15 protein-coding genes are annotated in these 19,529 nt (G+C 65.8%); 12 read left to right on the top strand and 3 right to left on the bottom strand.

The window, feature by feature from the left end; all coding sequences use genetic code 11:
• A partial coding sequence (locus VGM71_RS04855) for a M14 family zinc carboxypeptidase (protein WP_331542693.1) occupies window positions 1–714 on the bottom strand: 714 nt, incomplete at its 3' end.
• Between the two features lie 135 nt (window positions 715–849).
• Here VGM71_RS04855 and VGM71_RS04850 point away from each other — a divergent pair.
• From VGM71_RS04850 to VGM71_RS04835, 4 genes are all read left to right on the top strand, one after another.
• Window positions 850–1,515 carry a response regulator gene (locus tag VGM71_RS04850; protein ID WP_331542692.1) on the top strand — a complete coding sequence of 222 codons (666 nt, stop codon included), beginning with the start codon at window positions 850–852 and terminating at the stop codon, window positions 1,513–1,515.
• Window positions 1,512–2,900 carry an ATP-binding protein gene (locus tag VGM71_RS04845; protein ID WP_331542691.1) on the top strand — a complete coding sequence of 463 codons (1,389 nt, stop codon included), beginning with the start codon at window positions 1,512–1,514 and terminating at the stop codon, window positions 2,898–2,900. The genes VGM71_RS04850 and VGM71_RS04845 overlap by 4 nt, the downstream gene beginning before the upstream one ends.
• 81 nt (window positions 2,901–2,981) lie before the next feature.
• Window positions 2,982–3,503, top strand: coding sequence for a DNA starvation/stationary phase protection protein (locus VGM71_RS04840; protein ID WP_331542690.1), 522 nt, complete (start codon window positions 2,982–2,984; stop codon window positions 3,501–3,503).
• Between the two features lie 165 nt (window positions 3,504–3,668).
• Window positions 3,669–7,565: a dermonecrotic toxin domain-containing protein gene (locus VGM71_RS04835; RefSeq protein ID WP_331542689.1), complete on the top strand. Its 3,897-nt coding sequence runs from the start codon at window positions 3,669–3,671 to the stop codon at window positions 7,563–7,565.
• A 46-nt stretch (window positions 7,566–7,611) separates the two neighbouring features.
• Here the strand turns inward: VGM71_RS04835 and VGM71_RS04830 are convergent, their stop codons facing one another.
• On the bottom strand, window positions 7,612–9,492 hold the full coding sequence (locus VGM71_RS04830) for a M61 family peptidase (protein WP_331542688.1): 1,881 nt from the start codon (window positions 9,490–9,492) through the stop codon (window positions 7,612–7,614).
• A 177-nt stretch (window positions 9,493–9,669) separates the two neighbouring features.
• The gene (gene trxA / locus VGM71_RS04825) at window positions 9,670–10,542 is read right to left on the bottom strand and encodes a thioredoxin (protein ID WP_414675088.1); all 873 of its coding nucleotides are present in this window, start codon (window positions 10,540–10,542) and stop codon (window positions 9,670–9,672) included.
• Between the two features lie 168 nt (window positions 10,543–10,710).
• Between trxA and VGM71_RS04820 the strand changes: the two genes are divergently transcribed.
• From VGM71_RS04820 to nadD, 8 genes are all read left to right on the top strand, one after another.
• Window positions 10,711–11,322, top strand: coding sequence for a paraquat-inducible protein A (locus VGM71_RS04820; protein WP_331542686.1), 612 nt, complete (start codon window positions 10,711–10,713; stop codon window positions 11,320–11,322).
• The gene (locus VGM71_RS04815) at window positions 11,319–11,939 is read left to right on the top strand and encodes a paraquat-inducible protein A (RefSeq protein ID WP_331542685.1); all 621 of its coding nucleotides are present in this window, start codon (window positions 11,319–11,321) and stop codon (window positions 11,937–11,939) included. The genes VGM71_RS04820 and VGM71_RS04815 overlap by 4 nt, the downstream gene beginning before the upstream one ends.
• A complete protein-coding gene (locus VGM71_RS04810; RefSeq protein WP_331542684.1) occupies window positions 11,936–13,612 on the top strand; it encodes an intermembrane transport protein PqiB in 1,677 nt (558 codons plus the stop codon). Before VGM71_RS04815 ends, VGM71_RS04810 begins: the two co-directional genes overlap by 4 nt.
• Window positions 13,609–14,211 carry a PqiC family protein gene (locus VGM71_RS04805; protein ID WP_331542683.1) on the top strand — a complete coding sequence of 201 codons (603 nt, stop codon included), beginning with the start codon at window positions 13,609–13,611 and terminating at the stop codon, window positions 14,209–14,211. Before VGM71_RS04810 ends, VGM71_RS04805 begins: the two co-directional genes overlap by 4 nt.
• 213 nt (window positions 14,212–14,424) lie before the next feature.
• On the top strand, window positions 14,425–17,166 hold the full coding sequence (gene leuS / locus VGM71_RS04800; RefSeq protein WP_331542682.1) for a leucine--tRNA ligase: 2,742 nt from the start codon (window positions 14,425–14,427) through the stop codon (window positions 17,164–17,166).
• A 2-nt stretch (window positions 17,167–17,168) separates the two neighbouring features.
• The gene (gene lptE, locus VGM71_RS04795) at window positions 17,169–17,720 is read left to right on the top strand and encodes an LPS assembly lipoprotein LptE (RefSeq protein ID WP_331542681.1); all 552 of its coding nucleotides are present in this window, start codon (window positions 17,169–17,171) and stop codon (window positions 17,718–17,720) included.
• A gap of 13 nt (window positions 17,721–17,733) precedes the next feature.
• Window positions 17,734–18,744: a DNA polymerase III subunit delta gene (gene holA, locus VGM71_RS04790; RefSeq protein WP_331542680.1), complete on the top strand. Its 1,011-nt coding sequence runs from the start codon at window positions 17,734–17,736 to the stop codon at window positions 18,742–18,744.
• On the top strand, window positions 18,741–19,382 hold the full coding sequence (gene nadD / locus VGM71_RS04785; protein ID WP_331542679.1) for a nicotinate-nucleotide adenylyltransferase: 642 nt from the start codon (window positions 18,741–18,743) through the stop codon (window positions 19,380–19,382). Before holA ends, nadD begins: the two co-directional genes overlap by 4 nt.
• The last annotated feature ends 147 nt before the right edge of the window (window positions 19,383–19,529 follow it).

Raw genomic sequence — 19,529 nt, 5'->3', positions numbered from 1 at the left:
CGTCTTCTGCCACGCGGCGATCGGGGGCGGCAGCTTGTGCGGGTCCTCCGCGTACCAGGTGAGGTCGGGCTGGTAGTCGGCGCCGTCGGTGGTGTGGATGTCGATGAGCAGGTCGGGCCGCCATGTGTTCCAAAGCGTCAGCCACGCGCGCGTCTCCGGCGCGTCGGCCTTCACGTAGTCGCGGTTGAGGTTGAGGTACTGCGACTGGCCGCGGAAGCCCATCTCTTCAGGGCCGTTCTGGTTGATGCGGAAGTAAGGTCCCGAATTCTCGTGGCCGTCCACGCTATACACGGGGATATAAACGAGCACGGCGTGATCGAGAAGGTGCGGAAGGCGGCCGGTGGCGGCGAAGTCGCGCAGCAACATCAGGCCCGCGTCCTTGCCTTCGATCTCGCCCGGATGGATGCCGGCCTGTACCAGGACAACCGGCTTGCCGGCCGCACGCGCTTTCTCGGGTGTCAGGTCGCCATCCTTCGCGGCGATCATCACGATCATCGGGCGTCCTTCGGGGCTGCTTCCGAAGGTTTCCATGCGGAGCGTGTCTGGCGCGGCGGCGGCAAGTCGCCTCAGGTAGTCCTGTGTTTCAGCGTAGGACGGCGTGGTACGGAACGACGACGCCTCGGCGGGCGTGGTCCAGCTGTCCTTTGCCTGGATCGCCATCGGCGATACCGTGACAAGGGCAAGGAGCAGACATACGGGAAAGGTCCGAGGCATGGCGAGATTCCGTCTGTGAAGCAAGCATTGTAGGCATCCGGCAGAAGGTTCAGCCATCCCCGCGACGTTCCCCCTAAGCACGCGCTAAGCTCGGCAAAAGGATAATTGTTGTCCGGAAGTTACAGGCCATCGCCCTTGCACATCATCCTCGTCGAAGACGACGTCCAGCTCGGCGAAGCCATTCGCCGGGCGCTGGAGCGGCTGGCCTATACGATCAGCTGGTTCCGTAACGGCAATGAGGCCCTGCTGGCCCTGCGCGACCAGGATGCGGACCTGGTGCTGCTCGACCTCGGCCTGCCCGGCAAGGACGGCATCGATGTGCTGATCGAAGCGCGCCGCCTCCACGTGACCACGCCGGTGATCGTGATGTCGGCGCGCGATGCGGTCGATTCGCGCATCAGCGTCCTGGATGCGGGCGCCGACGATTACCTGGTGAAGCCGTTTCACCTCGACGAACTTGCGGCGCGTATCCGTTCGCTGGCGCGGCGCGTGCGCGGCGCCGCGGTGAACCGTCTGGAAGCGGGCGAGCTCAGCCTCGACCTCGGTACGTTCGAAGTTACCTGGCATGGCGAGCGGGTGGAGCTGACACGGCGGGAATTCGCACTCTTGCAGGCGTTGATGGAGCGTGCGGGACGCATCGTGCGCCGCGAATCGCTGGAGAATTCGCTCTACGGCCCCGACAACGTCATGAGCACCAGCGCGCTGGAAGTACTGGTCCATTCGTTGCGGCGCAAACTGAGCCACGGTGCGATCCAGACGGTGCGTGGCTTTGGCTACATGCTGCCGCGCGAGCCGCAATGAGCTTGCCCAGCCTTCGCTCGCGCCTGCTTGCTCTGATCGTCATGGTGCTGACGGCGGTGCTGCTTCCGCTCGGGTTCCTGAGCGCGAAACACACGCTCGAGGAGGTGGACGAGCTGTCGGACGGCAGGCTCGCCCAGGCGGCGCGCACACTGGAGGTACTGGTCGTCAGCGTCGGCGTGGAGCAGCTGCGCGAGCGGCGCCCGCCGCACCTGCTGGTTCCGAGCGTATCCAACCATCCGCAGAAATTGACGGTGCAGGGGCGCACCTTCGAGTCGGAGGTCGGTTTCCAGGTCTTCGATCGCGACGGCACATTACTGATGGCGACGGAGAACCTCGCTGCGGTGCCGAATATACGCGCAGCCGACGGCGCCTTCGAGGACATCCGCAAGGGCAAGTACGAATGGCGCGTGTTTACGCTCATCATGGGGGATGAAGGCATCACGATCCGCGCCGGTGAGCGATACGACAGCCGCAATGAGATCACCCGCGCACTGTGGATCGAGCACGCGCTGCCGACGCTGCTCGGCTTGCCGCTCATGGCGTTCCTCGTCGGGTGGGCGATCCGCCGCGGCCTCGCTCCGCTTGACGCCCTGGCGAGCGCGCTGTCGCGGCGCAAGCCCGGCAGTCGCGAACCCGTCCACCTCGCCACCGCGACGACCGAGCTGCAACCGGTGCTCGCGGCGCTGAACGACCAGATCGGCCGCCTGGAGGAAGCGCTGGACCGCGAACGCCGCTTCAGTGCGGACGTTGCGCACGAACTGCGCACACCGCTGGCCTCCACCATGATCAACCTCGAAGACGCCATGGCGTCCGCGCAGCCCGACGAGGCGCAGGCAGCCCTCAAGGCGGCGCGGGAATGCCTTGTGTCGCTGGCGCGGCGCGCCGAGCAACTGCTGGCGCTGGCCCGGCTCGAGGCAGGTGCCGCGTCGGGGCCACGCAGCCACGTGGATCTGGGTGAGCTGGCGCGGGACGTGGTCGATGAACTGTCGCCCCTGATCGGTGCCGGTGGCATCGAACTCGGGATCGACCTGTCGGATGGCCTCGTGGTCGAGGGCTATGGCGTCGGCCTCGGCTCGCTGTTGCGAAACCTGCTGGAAAACGCTTTTCGCCATGCCCCGCGGGGCGGCCACGTCGAACTTTCCATTCGCCGCGAGGGCGACCAGGCGCTGATCGAGGTGGCGGACGACGGTCCGGGCATTCCCGCGGAGCGGCGCGACGCGATGTTCAAGCGATTCCAGCGCGGCCTCGATACCGGGGGAAGCGGGTACGGGCTCGGCCTCTCGATCGTGCAGCGTGCCGTCGAACTGCACGGTGCCAGCATCCGCCTGCTGGACCGGGACGGCGGGCCGGGACTGCGGGTGCTGGTGAGCCTGCCGCTGACGTAATTCGCGAGCGTGTTTTGTCCAATCCCCTGTAACGCGGCTGGCGCATCCTCGGGAGCCCAAACACAGGTGGAGCGCGTCACCATGAAGAACCCCCAAGACACCAGGAACCTGCGCAAGGCCGCGCTGAAGACACCGACCGGCCTGGGTGCCGATGCGACCCGCGACATCTCCGGTGCCCTGGGCGCCCTGCTTGCGGATACCTTCGCGCTGTACCTGAAAACGAAGAACTTCCATTGGCACATGTCCGGGCCGCACTTCCGCGGCCTGCACCTCCTGCTCGACGAACAAGCCGCGGAAATCTTCGCCATCACCGACGACATCGCCGAGCGTGCGCGCAAGATCGGCGGAACCACGCTGCGTTCGATGGGGCATGCCGCCCGCATGCAGCGCCTTTCCGACAATGATGCCGACTTCGTCACGCCGCAGGACATGATCGCGGAACTGCGCGACGACAACGAGCGCTTCACAGGCTTCCTGCGTGAAGTGCATGGCGTATGCGACGAATACGGCGACGTCGCGACGGCCAGCCTCATTGAGAACTGGATCGACCAGGCCGAACGCCGCGTGTGGTTCCTGTTCGAAACCTCGCGCGATCAGCCATAGGGGGTATACGACGGCGAAACGGGGGATTGCCGCTCTCCTGGCAGGTCCTTGGCCGGCAGTCGGCGTACGCCGGTAGACTTATCGTCGCAGTCTCGAATAACACGTTGAGACGCCACTGCGATGACCCACCTACCCCCAATCACGCGGACCAGGATGGTCCGCGCCATGTTGACCGCCGCCGCCATGATGCCCGGCACGCACGCCGGCGCATCGGTAAGCGTCATGGTGCCGCCTCCCGACCAGCCGTCCCCGCTCCCGGCCCAACTTCCGTTCACCACGGTGGCGGACGCGCAGACATTCCACGGCATGGCGATCAGGGCACTCTCATCGCCAGCGCCCGACGCCCGGAAAGTGGCGAGGGAGCTCATCAAACAGCAACTGGGCGTCGACGGGGACGAGTACGTCGTGGCGCATTTTGCGACCAGGGAGGATCGGGCCCAGGGGAAACCCGATCACACCCTTTCGCTGACCAGCGCAACGATGGAGGCATTTCCGGAGCATGCCAGGCATGCCTTCTTCGCTGGACTCTCCGACGCGGTGGGCGGGGTCAATGCCGGCGGAAGCGAAAGTCCCGGTGTCGTTTCCTTTGTGGAGGGCGCGGCACGTAGCAAGGGAGCGGGCGAGTTCTTCAGGAAAGTCGGTGGATTTCTCTGGAGCAGGACCGGGCCCGGATACGTCTACAACACGTTTTTTGCCGATGGCAATGTCATCGAAACCGTTGGGGAAGATGCGCGTCCGCTGGATGAGGCTTTCGGCATTTATCGGGTAGGCGGTTTTTCGGCCGACCACGCCAGCCCGTTACTGCTTTCACGGGTGGCCGACGCACTCAGTGAGTTGGGCCTTTTTGCTGAACTTCCCTACGTCAAGATGCTGGACGGCGAGCTGGACCGGTACTGGGAAGAAAACCGCGCCAACTGGCCCGTCCTTGCGCGTTACGCCTTCGTCCAGCAAGCGCGCCGCGCGCGAGACCTCGGCGTGCTTACCCACGATCAGTATCGACGGGTAATGAGCGGCGGAGCGCCGCAGGTGCCGCTCAACGGTCCGGTGACGCTGGACCAGCTGCGAAGCGGGATCCCCGACCGTTCCGTGGCGATACGCCGTTTCGATATCAATGGCTACGCCGCCAGCAATCTCGTCCGCTTCCTCGACGCCGATGGGGGCGAGGTGATGTACATCCCCGGCGGCGATCCCGTGTTCGTCGTCGCAAAGAGCGAGAACGAACTCCGGCAATGGGTTCTCGATCAGGCGAAAGATGCAAAAAAACTGGATGCCCTGCTTTCCCGTTTCAGCATCTACAACAGCCAGGACAGCGCCTTCTGGACGGGAGTGAAGCGTGGGTTGGAAAATATCGGCAAGGGTACATGGAAGGCGGACGACGACAGTGCCGTCGACCATGGCAACGCGGCCATCGACGGGGACGTTTTCGATGACATGCGGACGCAGACGGAGAACCGGCTTCGTGACGACGCGAGAATGCAGGCAAGCACGGCCTGGGATGCATGGCGAGCCCGGATCAATCGTGCCGCCACGGTCGTGGGACCGTTAGGTTACATTCCGGTATTGGCCATCCCCATCCAGGTGGGTACGGGCATCGTGGGTGTCGGCAGCGGTATCGACCAGGGCATTCATGGAAGAACCGAGGCGGAACGCACGAGCGGTCTGGAGCAGGCGGCTATGACGGTCGTCACCAATATTCCTCTGGCCGGCGCATTCGGCAAAGGAAGGGGTGCTGCCGTCGACATGCCTCCCGGAGCAGAAGGAGAACGCCCATCCTTCAATCCTCCCGAGAGGGTGAACGGTGGGATCGGTTATCCCCTGAGTCCTACGAGGCCTCCTGGGTTGCCCTTGGAGGGAAGCGTTCTCGCGCGCGTGCTGCCGGACGGCATCACCACGGACCCGAAGGTCCTCAATCGCGCTGCGCAGATCATGGAGCAGTTCGGGTCCACCGAAACAATGTTGCCCACGCTACCCAGCGCGGGGGCGGGCGCGAATCCCTCGGGATCGATGGTAATGATGTCGGTGGGGCACGGCTTTATCGAAACCGTGTCGGCCCGGCTGCGCAACCCGGCCGCCAAGGCATGGAGTCTCCTGGAAATACAGTTGATCGCGCCGATCATGGTCGAGCGTACCGGTAAGCCCCTGGCGGTCTTCGATGGGGCGGGAAAATTTGCCTTCGCCGTACTGCCTGATGGCTCGGACGTCACGCCGGAGCTTCTTCCGGCAACCGCGTTGCGTCTGCAGCGACGTGGCGACGACTATGTCCTGCTTAACCGGAATAGTCAGGCTACCCGGCACACGTACCGCTCGATCTTCGCGGCGATGGAGGAAAGTGTTCGTCCGTCCAGGGATGCACACGAGCTGGACGACACCCGTCTCGAGCGCGATTTCCGTTCGATGCTGGCCGATTCGATCGATGCCCGGTCGACTCGTCCCGAACTCGAGCGCATGCATCGACTATGGGTCGATCCGATGCGGCTGCCCGATCGGCAAAAGCAACTCATAAAGGATCTTTCCAGCCTCCGGCACGCGCTCGTCGACAGACACGAAACATTGACCGCTGCGCAGAAGCACACGCTGTTGGATGCCCGTACCGACCCCGATGACGCCTCGTCGTCGGCGACGGGTATCGACGCACGTGCGATCGATGACGGTGTTCTGGCAAGAATCGCGGATCGTTGGAGTGCGCTGCTGCCTGCCGGCCTCGACTATCTGGTAGTCAAGGATCCCGCGATACTGGAACAGGCCCGTAACCAGGCCGCCGACGAGTGGACCGTGGACCACCGGGACTACGTGCGACTGCGGCACCTCGACGGCCGCACGCAGATCGTTGAGACGAATCCTGGCCAGGGGGCAGGCACCCGCGAGATTCTCGCGCCGGGGAGCCACACGGACCGCACGACGGGGCGCCAGTTGGTCAATACGGATGGCCTGTGGTATCCGGAGCCGTGGTTGCGCGAAGGGTTTGCTCCCATCGATCCTAGGGAGCAGGTTGCCGCCGCGGAAGCCATTGCCGCGAAGCTCCCCGTTTCGGCCCGGGAGGACCACGAAGCGATCGCGCGCATCGTCGATTCCATTCCACAGCCGCTCCTGAGGTTCTTCGACAAATCCCTCGCCGCCATCGACGTAGCTGCCGATGGCAGGTTGGTACTCAGGGTTCGGCACGTGGAATCGGGCCAACCCATGAGCTACCTCACCCATGTCGACGTGCACGGATGGCCCGGCCCGCGGGCGCCGGCCGGGGCCGTGCCGCAGGAATCATCCGTGCCGTTCGCGGCCGACCGGCAGCTCGTTCTTCCCGTGCTTCGAGGCACGCGGTCCACCGCATCAGGTTCTACGGCCAATCCAGACCCGCGCGCCTATATCGAGATACTTCGTTCGGAACGGCCGGTCAGCGAATTTATCGCCCGGGGCGTTGGCGACCGCCACATCAGCGCGCTCGTGAATACCCGACGGTTGCGAGGCATGCTGCGGGAGGACGCCAACGTCGCACTGGTCGGAGCCACGCCGGACCATGCCCTCACGCTGATCTTGCCTGCGAACGCCGAGACGATGCGATTGACCGGCCCCGAGCGAAACAGTGGGCGTCTCGTGGGCGATCTGCCCTCCGGTACGATTATCGCCGACAACTTGTATCAGGTCTCCACGCCTGCGGGGGAATACCCCTCGCTTGTCCGTGAGATCGCCCTTGAATGGGAAGCGTCGGGCAACAGGATGGCGCGGATCATGCCCGACGGGAGGGAAGAGACGGAATCTCCCGTGGCGTTCACTGAGCGGCTACTGGCGACTCCTCTACGGGTCAACCTGTGGAACCCGAAGCACGATCCCATTTCGGAACGGCGCTATGTCGACTACATGCGCCGTGGCTATACCAACGGTGTACCCGTGCGGCATGCAGGGCTGGATTGGCTCATGACCGCGGAGGCGAGGCGGGACTACATGACCTACTTCGCACCGCCGTCCAACATCATGCCATTCGGCGATGTTCCACCCACGGCAAGCCAGGCCGCGTCGAAAATGCGGGGACTAGCCGATGCGGCTATCGAGGCGAGCTTTCAGGAATGACGGGTGTGGGAAGCGCGGCAGCGCGCTTCCCACACGAAGCTGACGACTATTTCTTCGGCGTGGCGATGGCGCCGATCAGATCCTTGCCATCGCCGCGCACGAGGTGCGGATACTTCAGTCCGCCGTGGTAGTCGACCTTCACGGTGGAGTACGCCTCGATATCCTTGATGAGGAATTCGATCGGCGTACGGGTCGACTTTGCCGCCGTCACGGCATCTTTCAATACCTGCGCCGAATAGTCCCTGCCGTTGACGGCCACGATCGTCACGCCCGGCACCATGCCCGCCTTCGCGGCCACGCCGTCCCATTGCGAATCCGTGACCTCGCCCTTGTCGGATACCTGGATACCGAGCGAATAGGCGAGGTTGACCGTCTTGCGCACCTTCTCGGCTGTCTTCGCGAAGGCCGTGGGCTTGTCGTCGTACACCAGCTTCCAGCCGCCGCCCTCGATGCCGTGCTCGGGCAACGTGTCGCCGGTGTAATCGAGGCGCTGGCGAAGGAAGCCGGCCCAGTCGAAAGGCTGGATGCCGTTGAGAGTGGCGACCACGTCCTCGAAGGTATAGGTCTTCGGCGTGTAGCTGCCGTTGTCCATGCCGTAGAAGGCCCGCGCGAATTCGTCGAGGGTGTGCTTGCCGCCGGAGAGGTCGCGCATCTTCGTATCCACGTCGAGCCAGAGCAGTTGGCCTTCCGGGTAGTAATCGGAGCCGCGGCGCAGATTCGCCCAGCCGCGACTTCCCCGCGAGGACAGCGGGATGCCGTCGGCGGTGTCCTGCAGCGAGCGCCATGAGCGGCCGGTGCGTGCCGACATGTCCGCGGCGATTCCGGCGAGGGAGTCGCGCCATTGCGCCGTGGTCCAGATACTCGAGCGCGCGGTAAGCACGCCCGCCCAATAATCGGTGAGGCCTTCGTAAACCCAGAGGAGGTCGTCCTGCATCGGTTCGGTGAAGGTCGGCGTCCACAGGTCGGCGGGACGGCGGAACTTGCCGTTCCAGGAATGAATGTATTCATGGGGCAGCAAAGTGCCCGCGGCCACGTTCACGTCCGGATCGGTCAGGAAGTTCGCATAGAGGCGATCGTCGCTGGACTGGTGGTGCTCCAGGCCGAAATGGCCCGTGTGGTCGGAGGTGACCAGCAGGAAGTCGTAATGTCCGTAATGGTGCGCGCCGAACAGCTTGTTGGCCTGGACCACCAGCGAGCGCTGCTTCGCGATCTGCTCGTCGGTGGCCTTCACGCCCGCCTCGGTATCGCCGGTGATGTCGAGGTGTACCTGCGTGTCCTGGCCTGGTGCCAGGTCGATGCGGTTGAAGTACTTGCCGGTCATCAGGGGCGAGTCGACGAGGTTCTCGAAGCTCACCGGCTTGAAGTGCACTTCGTCGCCCGACTGCGAGGCCGTTTCGAGAGCGGAAGCGTATTTCCAGCCTGTGGGCAGCTTCACGCTGGGCTCGATCGTGATCCTGCTGGTGTAGTGGCCGGCTGGATAGAACGCCACTTCATTAAAGGAAAGCGGAACGTAGTTCGGCGTGGCCGGTGCAAGGTATTCGAAGGCCAGGTCCAGCTTGTCTACGCCCTCGGGCACGTCCACGTGGAAGGCGTACATCTCCTTGAGGTCGCGCCGCCAGGGGATGTGCTTGCCGTTCGCGCTGACGATGAAGCCAGCGACGTTGGAAAGCGGGCCGGCAGGGCCATGCACCCCAGGAAGCCACTTCGGGTAATAGAGGATCGTATGCCCGGCGCTCACGGGGATGGTCTCCCGTACGTGGTAGAGGTGCCTCGACGCATCTGACAGGTCGACGTGCAACGCCAGGGTGCCGGGGTAAGGCTGGTCTGCCGCGACCGGCAGATCGGCGGCCACGGCATGGGAGGCGGAGAAGACCATCGCGGAGGCGACGGCGGCGGCGAGGGTGGCACGGCGGAGCGAATGGCGCATGGCTCTGATCCCCTGGCGGTTGTCGACTTTCGATAGTCGGCGTCCGTTGACAGTGGGGGCCTGTGCCAGAGGTCATGGAATCGGCGTCAGCCTGGTCGCCATGACCGATCCGTTGTGGAGATCATGACGCTGATGAGCCTGGGCAACGATTACATCGTCTGGGACCAGGAAAAAAGATCAGAAGAGCAGCGAGGCCATCTTCCGGCGATAACTACCCACCAGTTCCGCATCGTCGATCGTTGCGAAGGCGGCGAGCATGCGTTTCTTCGCTTGGCCATCCTGCCAGTCGCGCTGGCGCTTCAGCACGTCGAGGAACTGGTCGAGGCCGGCGGCGAGGTCGCCTTCGATCAGCAGGCGCACGCCGAGCAGGTCGCGGGCCTGCCAGTCGGTGTCATTGGACTGCACCCGCGAGCGCAATACTTCGATCGACGGCGCGCCGGTAAGCGCACGCGCCAGTTCGAGCTGGCTGCGCAGGCGCACGGCGCGGGCATCGGTGGCGAGGTTGGCGGGCAGGGCATCAAGTTCAGCCTGCGCGGGATCGACCTGGCCGGCACGCATGAGGGCGAGCGCCAGGTCGAGCTTCAGTTCGGTGCGCTCCGGTTCGGCGGCGATCGCCTGCTGGATGCGGTTGATGGCATCCTCCGGCGTTTCCGCCGGTGCCGCGGGCGCTTCGGCGCCGGGCTCGCCGTCGAGCGGCTGCAACCCGTGCTTGGAAAGGAATTCGCGGATCTGGCCCTCGGGGAGGGCCCCCGCGAAGCCGTCGACCACCTGGCCACCACTGATCAGGACCACCGTGGGGATGCTGCGCACGCCGAACATGGCGGCGAGCTGCTGCTCGGCCTCGACATCGATCTTTGCGAGGCGGAACGCACCGTTGTATTCGGCGGCCAGCTTTTCGAGGATGGGACCGAGGGTCTTGCACGGGCCGCACCATTCGGCCCACAGGTCGACAAGGACGGGGGTGTCCAGCGAGGCATTGATGACCTCGTTCTCGAAGCCAGCCGTGGTTGCGTCGAAGACGTGGTCGCTAGGGGTCTGGGCGCTGCTCACGGAATGCTCCTGGGACATGGGTAGATGCCCCGAAAGTCGGGGAAGCGGGGAAGGATATCAAGGCCTGACGCACCCCAGGGCGAGCGCTGGCAGACCCCGTCATGCGCCGTTTACGCGGATTTGCGATCATAAGTGACGGGCCGTTGCGGCCTCCGACCGCGGGAAGGCATGCATAACGCCAGGGACCTGATCGTCTGCGAACATTGCGACTCCGTCTACCGGAGGCGCAGGCTTGCGCGCGGCGACGTCGCCGATTGCCTGGTATGCGGGGCCGTGCTGGAGCGCCACCAGTGGCTCGGCGTGGAGTCGCAGTTCGCCCTTATCGCGGCCGCGTTCATCGTTTTCGTCATCGCCAACGTCTCACCCATCGTCACCCTCGGTTTTTCCGGCATGACGGCGGCCACGACGCTATGGGGCGCCGTCATCGCCATGTGGAACGACGGCGCACAGCTGGTGGCCTTCCTGAGCGCGATGACCCTCTTCTTCTTCCCGCTCAGCCAGATCCTGATCTTCGGCTGGGTACTGTGGTTCGCCCGCAGCGGCCGGCGCGCGCCGGGTTTCGCCCAGGCCATGTCGGCGCTGGTCAAGGTGAAGCCATGGAGCATGATCGAGGTGTTCATGCTCGGCACGCTCGTGGCAGTGGTGAAGGCCCACACGTATTTCGACGTCGTGCCCGGCCCGGGCATCTGGGCGTTCGGCTTCCTCACTCTCCTCATTACCGTGTTTTCCAGTCTCGATCCCAGGGAGCTATGGAACCTGACCCGCGAGGACAAGGCATGAACGCGCCGCCGCGGGGCCAGGACCTGGGGATCATGGCCTGCCACGTCTGCCGTCAGGTCACGGCGTACACCGAGGACCCCCGCGCCCACTGTCCTCGCTGCGGAAGCGTGCTGCACGCGCGCAAGCACGGCAGCATCGTGCGCGCCTGGGCGCTCCTGGCGGCGGCGGCGATCTTCTACATCCCCGCGAATGTATTCCCGATCATGCGCACGCAAAGCATCTCGTCGCGCGACGACAACACGATCCTCAGCGGCATCTTCGAGCTGTGGCGGGCGGGCTCTCCCGGCCTGGCGTTGATCGTCTTCACGGCCAGCATCATCGTGCCCATGCTGAAGTTCATCATCATGGGCTACCTGCTGGTGTCGGTGCAGCGATCCAGCGGGTTCGTGGCCCGCCAGCGGGCCAGGCTCTACCGCTTCGTGGAACTGGTCGGTTACTGGTCGATGCTGGACGTTTTCGTCGTGGCGATCCTCTCCGCCCTGGTCCACTTCAAGATACTGAGCCGCGTCGAGCCCTTGCCTGGCGTGGTCTATTTCGGCGTCGTCGTCGTGCTCACGATGCTGTCTGCCATGAGCTTCGATCCCCGCCTGATCTGGGATAACAGGAAATCGCAATGAGCGACACCAACGTAGGAAACACGCCTCCCGAAGAGGACCTGCCGCAACCGGTGGTGCGCAAGTCGAAGCTGGGCTTCTCACTGATCTGGCTGGTGCCGATCGTCGCGGCACTGGTGGGCATCTCGTTGCTGGTCAGCCATTTCCTGTCGGCGGGGCCGCAGATCAACGTCTCCTTCCTGACCGCCGAGGGCATCGAGGCCGGCAAGACCCAGGTGAAATACAAGAACGTGGTGATCGGCAAGGTCACCACCATGCGCCTGTCGAAAGACCGCAGCCATATCACCGTGATGATCGACCTGGACAAGGATGCCCGCGCCTTTGCCACCAAGGGCACGCGCTACTGGGTGGTGCGGCCGCGCATCGGCGCCAGCGGCGTGTCCGGCATCGACACGCTGCTGTCCGGCGCCTTCATCGGCACGGACGCGGGCGATTCGGACGAGGAGCAGAGTGACTTCACCGGCCTGGAAACGCCGCCCGCGGTCACCCATGGCGCCCCCGGCCGGCGCTTCGTACTGCACGCCGGCGACCTGGGGTCGCTGGATATCGGTTCGCCGGTGTACTACCGGCGTATCCAGGTTGGCCGCATCGTGTCCTACGAACTGGACAAGGATGGCAAGGGCGTCTCGCTGCAGCTCTTCATCGACGGTCCGAACGACCGCTTCGTGTCGAAGGACTCGCGCTTCTGGAATGCCAGTGGCGTGGACGTTTCGCTCAGCGCGGAGGGCCTGAAGATGAACACCCAGTCGCTGGCGACCGTGATCGCCGGTGGCGTCGCCTTCCAGGATCCCCCCGGACCGCACGAGATCGTGCCGGCACCGGAGATGTCCGATTACACGTTGTTCAATGACGAAACCACCGCGCTGGCGCCGCCGGACGGCAAGCCGCGCTACATTCGCATGCGCTTCGAACATTCGCTGCGCGGCCTCGCGGTCGATGCGCCGGTCGAATTCCTTGGCGTGAAGGTGGGCCGCGTGGTTTCCGTCAACCTCGACTACGACCCGGCGACAAAAACCTTCCCCGTGGTCGTAGGCGCCCTCGTCTATCCACAGCGTCTTGGCCAGGCCCATGAAAAACTCGCCAAGGCGGTCGGCGGTGACGGCGATACGCTGTTCCCCCGGATCATGAGCGGGCTTGTGGCGCATGGCCTGCGTGCGCAGGCACGTAGCGGCAACCTGCTCACGGGCCAGCTCTACATCGCGCTCGACTTCGATCCGAAGGCGCCGAAGGTGGCCTTCGACGCGCAGGCCAGGCCGGTGGAGATCCCGACCATGGCGGGCGACTTCGACCATCTGCAGGAGCAGATTTCGAGCATCGTCGACAAGGTCGAGAAGATTCCGTTCGACTCGATCGGCCGCAACCTCGACGGCAGCCTCAAGGAACTGCACGGCACCCTGAAACAGGTGAACGGCGATCTGTTGCCCGAAGCGAAGAAGACCCTGGAGGGCGTGAGCCACACCATGGGCACGGCGAACGACGCCCTGTCCGAGAACTCGCCGTTGCAGCAGAACATCGCCAACACGCTCGAGGAACTGCAGCGCACCGTGCGGTCGGTACGCGCCTTTACCGATTACCTCGGCCGCCATCCCGAAGCACTCCTTCGCGGCCGGGGCGCCGACACGCCGCCGAAGATCGCCTCTCCGTCCACGAAGCGGGGCAAGGAAGAACAGCCATGATCCATCCTCTCCGCCTCGCGGGTATCGTCTTCCTGGTCGTGGGCCTTGGCGCGTGCGCCTCCGCGCCGACGCATTTCCACACGCTGGTTCCGCCGTCGGCGCCACTGCCGGCGGCCGTGGCACCCTTCGTCATCGACGTGTTGCCCGTGGGCGTGCCGCCGCAGGTCGACCAGCCCGCCCTGGTGTTGCGCCAGGGCGCAAGCGGCATCGACGTGCTCGATGGCGAACGCTGGGCCTCGCCGTTGGGCGACGAGATCCGCGGCGCTCTCTCGGCGGATCTCGCCGCGCGCCTGGGCACGCACGACGTGCACGGCTTGCCGCGCGCGAAGGAGGCCAGGGTCGTCCGCGTGCAGCTCGACGTCCGCCGCTTCGATTCCGAAATCAACGGTAATGCCACGCTGGAGGTGTCATGGTCCGTTCGCGGCCAGGACCAGGCGGCGGGCAACTGTGCCTCGCGCGTCGCCGAACCGGCCGGATCCAGCTACGACAGCCTCGTCGACGCCCACCAGCGCGCGCTGGGCAAGGTCGCCGACCAGATGGCGGCCGCCGTACGTTCCGTCGCCGCCGGCCAGCCCGTCTCGTGCGGAAGCCCGCTGTAGGAGCGCGCCCTGCGCGCGACATCTTTTGAAGCCATGACCTGGAGCTGGCGCGCCAACCTCTGGACTGGCGCGAAAACCGGTCGCGCGCAGGGCGCGCTCCTACGGCGGCGGGCCGCAAGGCTTGGCCCCAGCCCCCTCGTGGGATAGTCTCCCGCGATTGACCGCCGCGTTTTCAGCGCGGCCACCCGAGCATCCCCACCGGTACCGAACATCATGCAGGACACCCACGATCAGGGCACGCGCGAGCAGGGCGGTTACGCCCCGGACGTCGTCGAGACGGCCGCACAGCGCTTCTGGAACGATACCCGAGCCTTCGAAGTCAGCGAGGATTCGGACAAGCCGAAGTACTACTGCCTCTCGATGCTTCCGTATCCGTCGGGCGCCCTGCACATGGGCCACGTGCGCAACTACACCATCGGCGACGTCATCAGCCGCTTCCAGCGCCAGCAGGGCCGGAACGTGATGCAGCCGATGGGCTGGGACGCCTTTGGCCTGCCCGCCGAGAACGCCGCGATCAAGAACCGCACGGCGCCGGCGAAGTGGACCTACAAGAACATCGAGCACATGCGCGAACAGCTGAAGCGCATGGGCTTCGCGTATGACTGGAACCGCGAAGTCACCACCTCCAAGCCCGAGTACTACCGCTGGGAACAGCAGATGTTCACCCGGCTGATGAAGAAGGGCCTGGTGTATCGCAAGAACAGCGTCGTTAACTGGGATCCGGTGGACCAGACCGTGCTGGCGAACGAGCAGGTCATCGACGGCCGGGGCTGGCGCTCCGGCGCGCTGGTGGAAAAGCGGGAGATCCCGCAGTGGTTCCTCAAGATCACCGCGTACGCGCAGGAGTTGCTCGATGGCCTTGACGCACTGCCCGGCTGGCCGGACGCGGTGAAGACCATGCAGCGCAACTGGCTGGGCCGCTCCGAGGGACTGGAAATCGCCTTCGAGGTCGACGGCTGGAGCGAGCCGCTTCACGTGTTTACCACGCGCCCGGACACGCTCCTGGGTGTGTCCTACGTCGCCGTCGCTGCCGAACATCCCATCGCCGCGCGTGCCGCCGGGGGTAACCCCGGGCTGGCCGCGTTCATCGAGGGCTGCAAGACCGGCGGCGTGTCCGAGGCAGAACTGGAGACACAGGAAAAGCGTGGCTATTACACCGGCGTCGATGCCACGCACCCGATCACCGGCGAAAAGCTGCCCATCTGGGTCGCGAACTTCGTTCTGATGGCCTACGGCACCGGCGCCGTCATGGCCGTGCCCGGCCACGACCAGCGTGACTGGGAGTTCGCGCAGAAGTACTCGCTGCCCATCCGGATGGTGGTGGTCGATCGCGGCGTCGTGGACGCCGTGGCGGAACTGAAACGCGACCTGGCCGCCGAAGGCACGGACACGGTGCAGAACGCACTGGACGGCGGTTCTTCGGATGCCTACCAGGCATCCGCGGCCGTGGAAACGATCAAGACATTCGAGAGCCGTATCCAGAACGTCGAGGCGTACACGGAATACGGCACGCTGATCAATTCAGGCGAGTTCGACGGCCTGGAGTTCAAGGACGCGTTCGAAGCCATCGGCGCGAAGCTGGCCGCCACCGGCCGCGGCGAGCGCCGGGTGAACTGGCGCATCCGCGACTGGGGCGTAAGCCGCCAGCGCTACTGGGGTTGCCCCATTCCGGTCATCTACTGCCCGCAGTGCGACGCGGTGCCGGTGCCGGAAGACCAGTTGCCGGTGGTGCTGCCCGAGGACGTGGAGTTCTCCGGCGTGCAGTCGCCGATCAAGGCCGACCCCGAGTGGCGCAAGACCACCTGTCCCCGCTGCGGCGGACCGGCGGAGCGCGAAACGGACACCTTCGACACGTTCATGGAATCCAGCTGGTACTACGCGCGCTACACCAGCCCCGGCGCCAGCGGGCAGGTGGACGAGCGCGTGAATTACTGGACGCCGGTGGACCAGTACATCGGTGGCATCGAGCACGCGATCCTTCACCTGCTGTACTTCCGCTTCTACCACAAGCTCATGCGCGACGAGGGCCTGGTAAACAGCGACGAGCCGGCCACGAACCTGCTCTGCCAGGGCATGGTGATCGCCGAAACTTACTTCCGCAAGGAAGCCGACGGTTCCTCCACCTGGTTCAACCCGGCGGACGTGGACGTGCAGCGCGACGACCGCGCGCGCATCGTCGGCGCGGTGCTGCGCGCCGATGGCAAGCCGGTGGAGATCGGCGGCATCGAGAAGATGGCGAAGTCGAAGAACAACGGCGTCGACCCGCAGTCCATGGTCGAAAAGTACGGCGCGGACACCGTGCGCCTGTTCTCGATGTTCGCCGCGCCCGCGGACCAGTCGCTGGAATGGAACGAGGCAGGCGTCGAAGGCATGGCCCGCTTCCTGCGGCGGCTGTGGCGCGACGTGTCCGCGCATGCGGAATCCACGCCCGCTGGCGATAACCCGGCCGGCGAGGGTTCACGCAAGGCCCTGCGCCGCCAGCTGCACGAAACCATCCAGAAGGTCGGCGACGATATCGGCCGCCGGCAGTCGTTCAACACGGCCATCGCGGCCCTGATGGAACTGCTGAACGCGTTGGGCAAGTTCGATGACGCCAGCGCCCAGGGCGCGGCGCTGCGCCAGGAAGCCTTTACGGCGATGGTGCAGCTGATCAACCCGTTCACTCCTCATGTGGCGCACGCGCTGTGGCAGGTGCTGGGCCATGGGGAAACCCTGGTCGAGGACGCCGGTTGGCCCCAGGTGGACCCGGCGGCACTCGTACGCGACTCGCTGACCTATGCCGTGCAGGTGAATGGCAAGCTTCGCGCTACCATCGAGGTGCCGGCGTCGGCCTCGAAGGAAGAGGCGGAGGCGATGGCTCGGGTGGAGCCGAACGTGGCCCGCCTGCTGGAAGGCCAGACCGTGCGCAAGGTGATCGTCGTGCCCGGCAAGATCGTCAACATCGTCGCAGGATAACCATGAGCCCGAACCTCCTTCGTTCGCTTCGCATCGCCGCGCTCCTCTCGGCAGTGGCCCTGCTCGCCGGTTGCGGTTTTCACCTGCGCCAGACCGCGTCGTTGCCGCCGGGAATGAAGAAGATCCACCTCACGGTGTCCGCCGGCGGCAGGCTCGAGCGCGACCTCGCCCGGGCGCTGAAGAACTCCGACGTGACGATTGTCGACGAGCCCGCGCCCGATGCGGCGGAACTGTCGATCACCTCGAACGCCTTCCGTACCGACTCCCTCACCGTGAGCGGTACGGCGCGAGTCACCGAATACGCCGTGCGCTATCACGTCGATTTCAATGCGAAGGCGGCGGATGGCACCGTGATCATCCCCTCGCAGGCGATCGATATGTCGCGCGAGTTCAGCTACGACGCGACCAACACCATCGGCACCGCCAGCCAGACCGAAGAACTGCAGCGCAGCCTCATCGGCGACATGGTCCAGGCCATCCTGTTCCGCCTGCAGGCCGCCGCCGAGCATCCCGCCGTGGCGATGCCCGCGCAGGCGCCCGCGACCTCGAATTGACCCGGTAGACGGCGTGGCCCTCAATCCTGTTCAGTGGCGGAAGCACCTCGAAGGCGACCGCATGGCGCCGGTCTACCTGCTCGTGGGCGAGGAGCTGCTGGTGCTCGAAGCCGCCGACGCCGTGCGCGCCATGGCTCGCCGCCTGGGCTACAACGAACGCGACGTGCTTGAGGCCGATAGCCGGTTCGACTGGGACGACCTCGCGCGTGCATCGGCTGGCCTGTCCCTGTTCGCGACCCAGCGCCTGCTCGATCTTCGCCTGGCCGGTGGCCGCGCCGGGAAGGAAGGTGGCGCGGCGATCGCCGCCTTCGTGGCAGATCCCGCGCCCGACACCACCTTGCTGATTACCGCCACGGAATGGAGCAGCAAGCACGAGGCGGCCTGGACCAAGACCGTGGACCAGGGCGGCATCCAGGTCGTATTCAATGCGCCACGGCCCCACGAGTGGACCCAGTGGGTCGGCACGCGGCTCGCCTCGCGGGGACTGAAGGCCGCGCCGGACGCCGTCGCGATGCTTGCCGAGCGTGTGGAGGGCAACCTGCTCGCCGCGGCCCAGGAAATCGACAAGCTCGTCGTCCTTGCCGGCGACAGGCCGCTCGATGCGGCGACGCTGGAGGGCCTCGTCGCCGACAGCGCGCGTTTCGATGCCTTCAAGCTCACTGATGCCGCTTTCGCGGGGGAGGGTGGACGTGCACTGCGCATCCTGGCCGGCCTCCGCGCCGAGGGCGACGAGCTGATCGCCCTCATGGGCTGGCTGGTGAACCAGCTGCAACTGGCGATGCGCCTTGCGAACGCGCGCGACTTCAGCGCGCAGGCGAAAGTGGAGCGGCTATGGCCCGCACGGGAGCAACTCTTCCGCAAAGCGCTTCGCCGCGCCCCGCGCGAACACTGGATGGCTTGCCTGGCCCGCGCGGCGCGGATCGACCGCATGGCGAAAGGGCGGGAACAGGGCGATCCCTGGCTCGAGGCGGAGCGGCTCATTGCCGCCATCGCCGAGCCGCGCGCCGCGGTGGCCTTCGGATGAGCGGGGTGCGTCCGCTCGCTATCCTCGGGGGTACCTTCGACCCGGTCCACCACGGGCACCTGCGTGGCGCCTGGGAGGCGGCCGAGGCGCTGGACGCGGAGGTGCGCCTGGTGCCTGCCCGGACGCCACCGCACCGGCCCCCGCCCGTGGCCGACGCCGCCGGGCGCGTGGCCCTGCTGCGCGCCGCGCTCGCCGGCCAGGACCGGCTCGTCATCGATACCCGGGAACTGGATCGGGACGGCCCCTCCTACACGGTGGACACCCTGGCCTCGTTGCGTGCCGACATCGGTCCCGGTCGGCCGCTGGTACTGCTCCTCGGCGCGGATGCCTTCGCCGGGCTGGCCTCCTGGCACCTCTGGCAGGACCTCTTCAGGTTTGCCCATCTCGGCGTGCTGACCCGCCCCGGTGGAAGCCACGAACCGACGGGACCGCTGGCGGACTTCATCGCCGGCCGCCGCGCACCGCGCGTGCATGGTCCGGCCGGCAGCGTCGTGGACATCGCCATCACCCCCCTGGATATCGCCGCCACGGCGATTCGCGAATCCTTCGCGGGAGGCGGCGAGCCGCGCTTCCTGCTGCCGTCGGCCTGTTTTGAGGACGAGGCCCTGCTGGCCCCCTACCGGGCCCTGGGCCGGTAGGAGCGCGCCCTGCGCGTTTATGCCCGCGTCGGGTACGACAGCTTTTCGCGCCGGTCCGAAGGATTGCGCGCCAGCTTTCAGGCACGGCCTCAAAACATGTCGCGCGCAGGGCGCGCTCCTACATTACCCGCCAGGCATTCATTACCC

This window comes from Luteibacter sp. (genome assembly GCF_036499525.1).
Taxonomy (GTDB): Bacteria; Pseudomonadota; Gammaproteobacteria; order Xanthomonadales; family Rhodanobacteraceae; genus Luteibacter.
Note: the sequence above shows the minus strand (reverse complement) of the source record. Positions and strands in the feature narration are given on the sequence as shown.

Coding starts and splice junctions, on each gene's coding strand:
- VGM71_RS04845 (WP_331542691.1), top strand. CDS start 1,512: ATGAGCTTGCCCAGCCTTCGCTCGCGCCTGCTTGCTCTGATCGTCATG.
- VGM71_RS04840 (WP_331542690.1), top strand. CDS start 2,982: ATGAAGAACCCCCAAGACACCAGGAACCTGCGCAAGGCCGCGCTGAAG.
- VGM71_RS04835 (WP_331542689.1), top strand. CDS start 3,669: ATGTTGACCGCCGCCGCCATGATGCCCGGCACGCACGCCGGCGCATCG.
- VGM71_RS04830 (WP_331542688.1), bottom strand. CDS start 9,492: ATGCGCCATTCGCTCCGCCGTGCCACCCTCGCCGCCGCCGTCGCCTCC.
- VGM71_RS04820 (WP_331542686.1), top strand. CDS start 10,711: ATGCATAACGCCAGGGACCTGATCGTCTGCGAACATTGCGACTCCGTC.
- VGM71_RS04815 (WP_331542685.1), top strand. CDS start 11,319: ATGAACGCGCCGCCGCGGGGCCAGGACCTGGGGATCATGGCCTGCCAC.
- VGM71_RS04810 (WP_331542684.1), top strand. CDS start 11,936: ATGAGCGACACCAACGTAGGAAACACGCCTCCCGAAGAGGACCTGCCG.
- VGM71_RS04805 (WP_331542683.1), top strand. CDS start 13,609: ATGATCCATCCTCTCCGCCTCGCGGGTATCGTCTTCCTGGTCGTGGGC.
- leuS (WP_331542682.1), top strand. CDS start 14,425: ATGCAGGACACCCACGATCAGGGCACGCGCGAGCAGGGCGGTTACGCC.
- lptE (WP_331542681.1), top strand. CDS start 17,169: ATGAGCCCGAACCTCCTTCGTTCGCTTCGCATCGCCGCGCTCCTCTCG.
- nadD (WP_331542679.1), top strand. CDS start 18,741: ATGAGCGGGGTGCGTCCGCTCGCTATCCTCGGGGGTACCTTCGACCCG.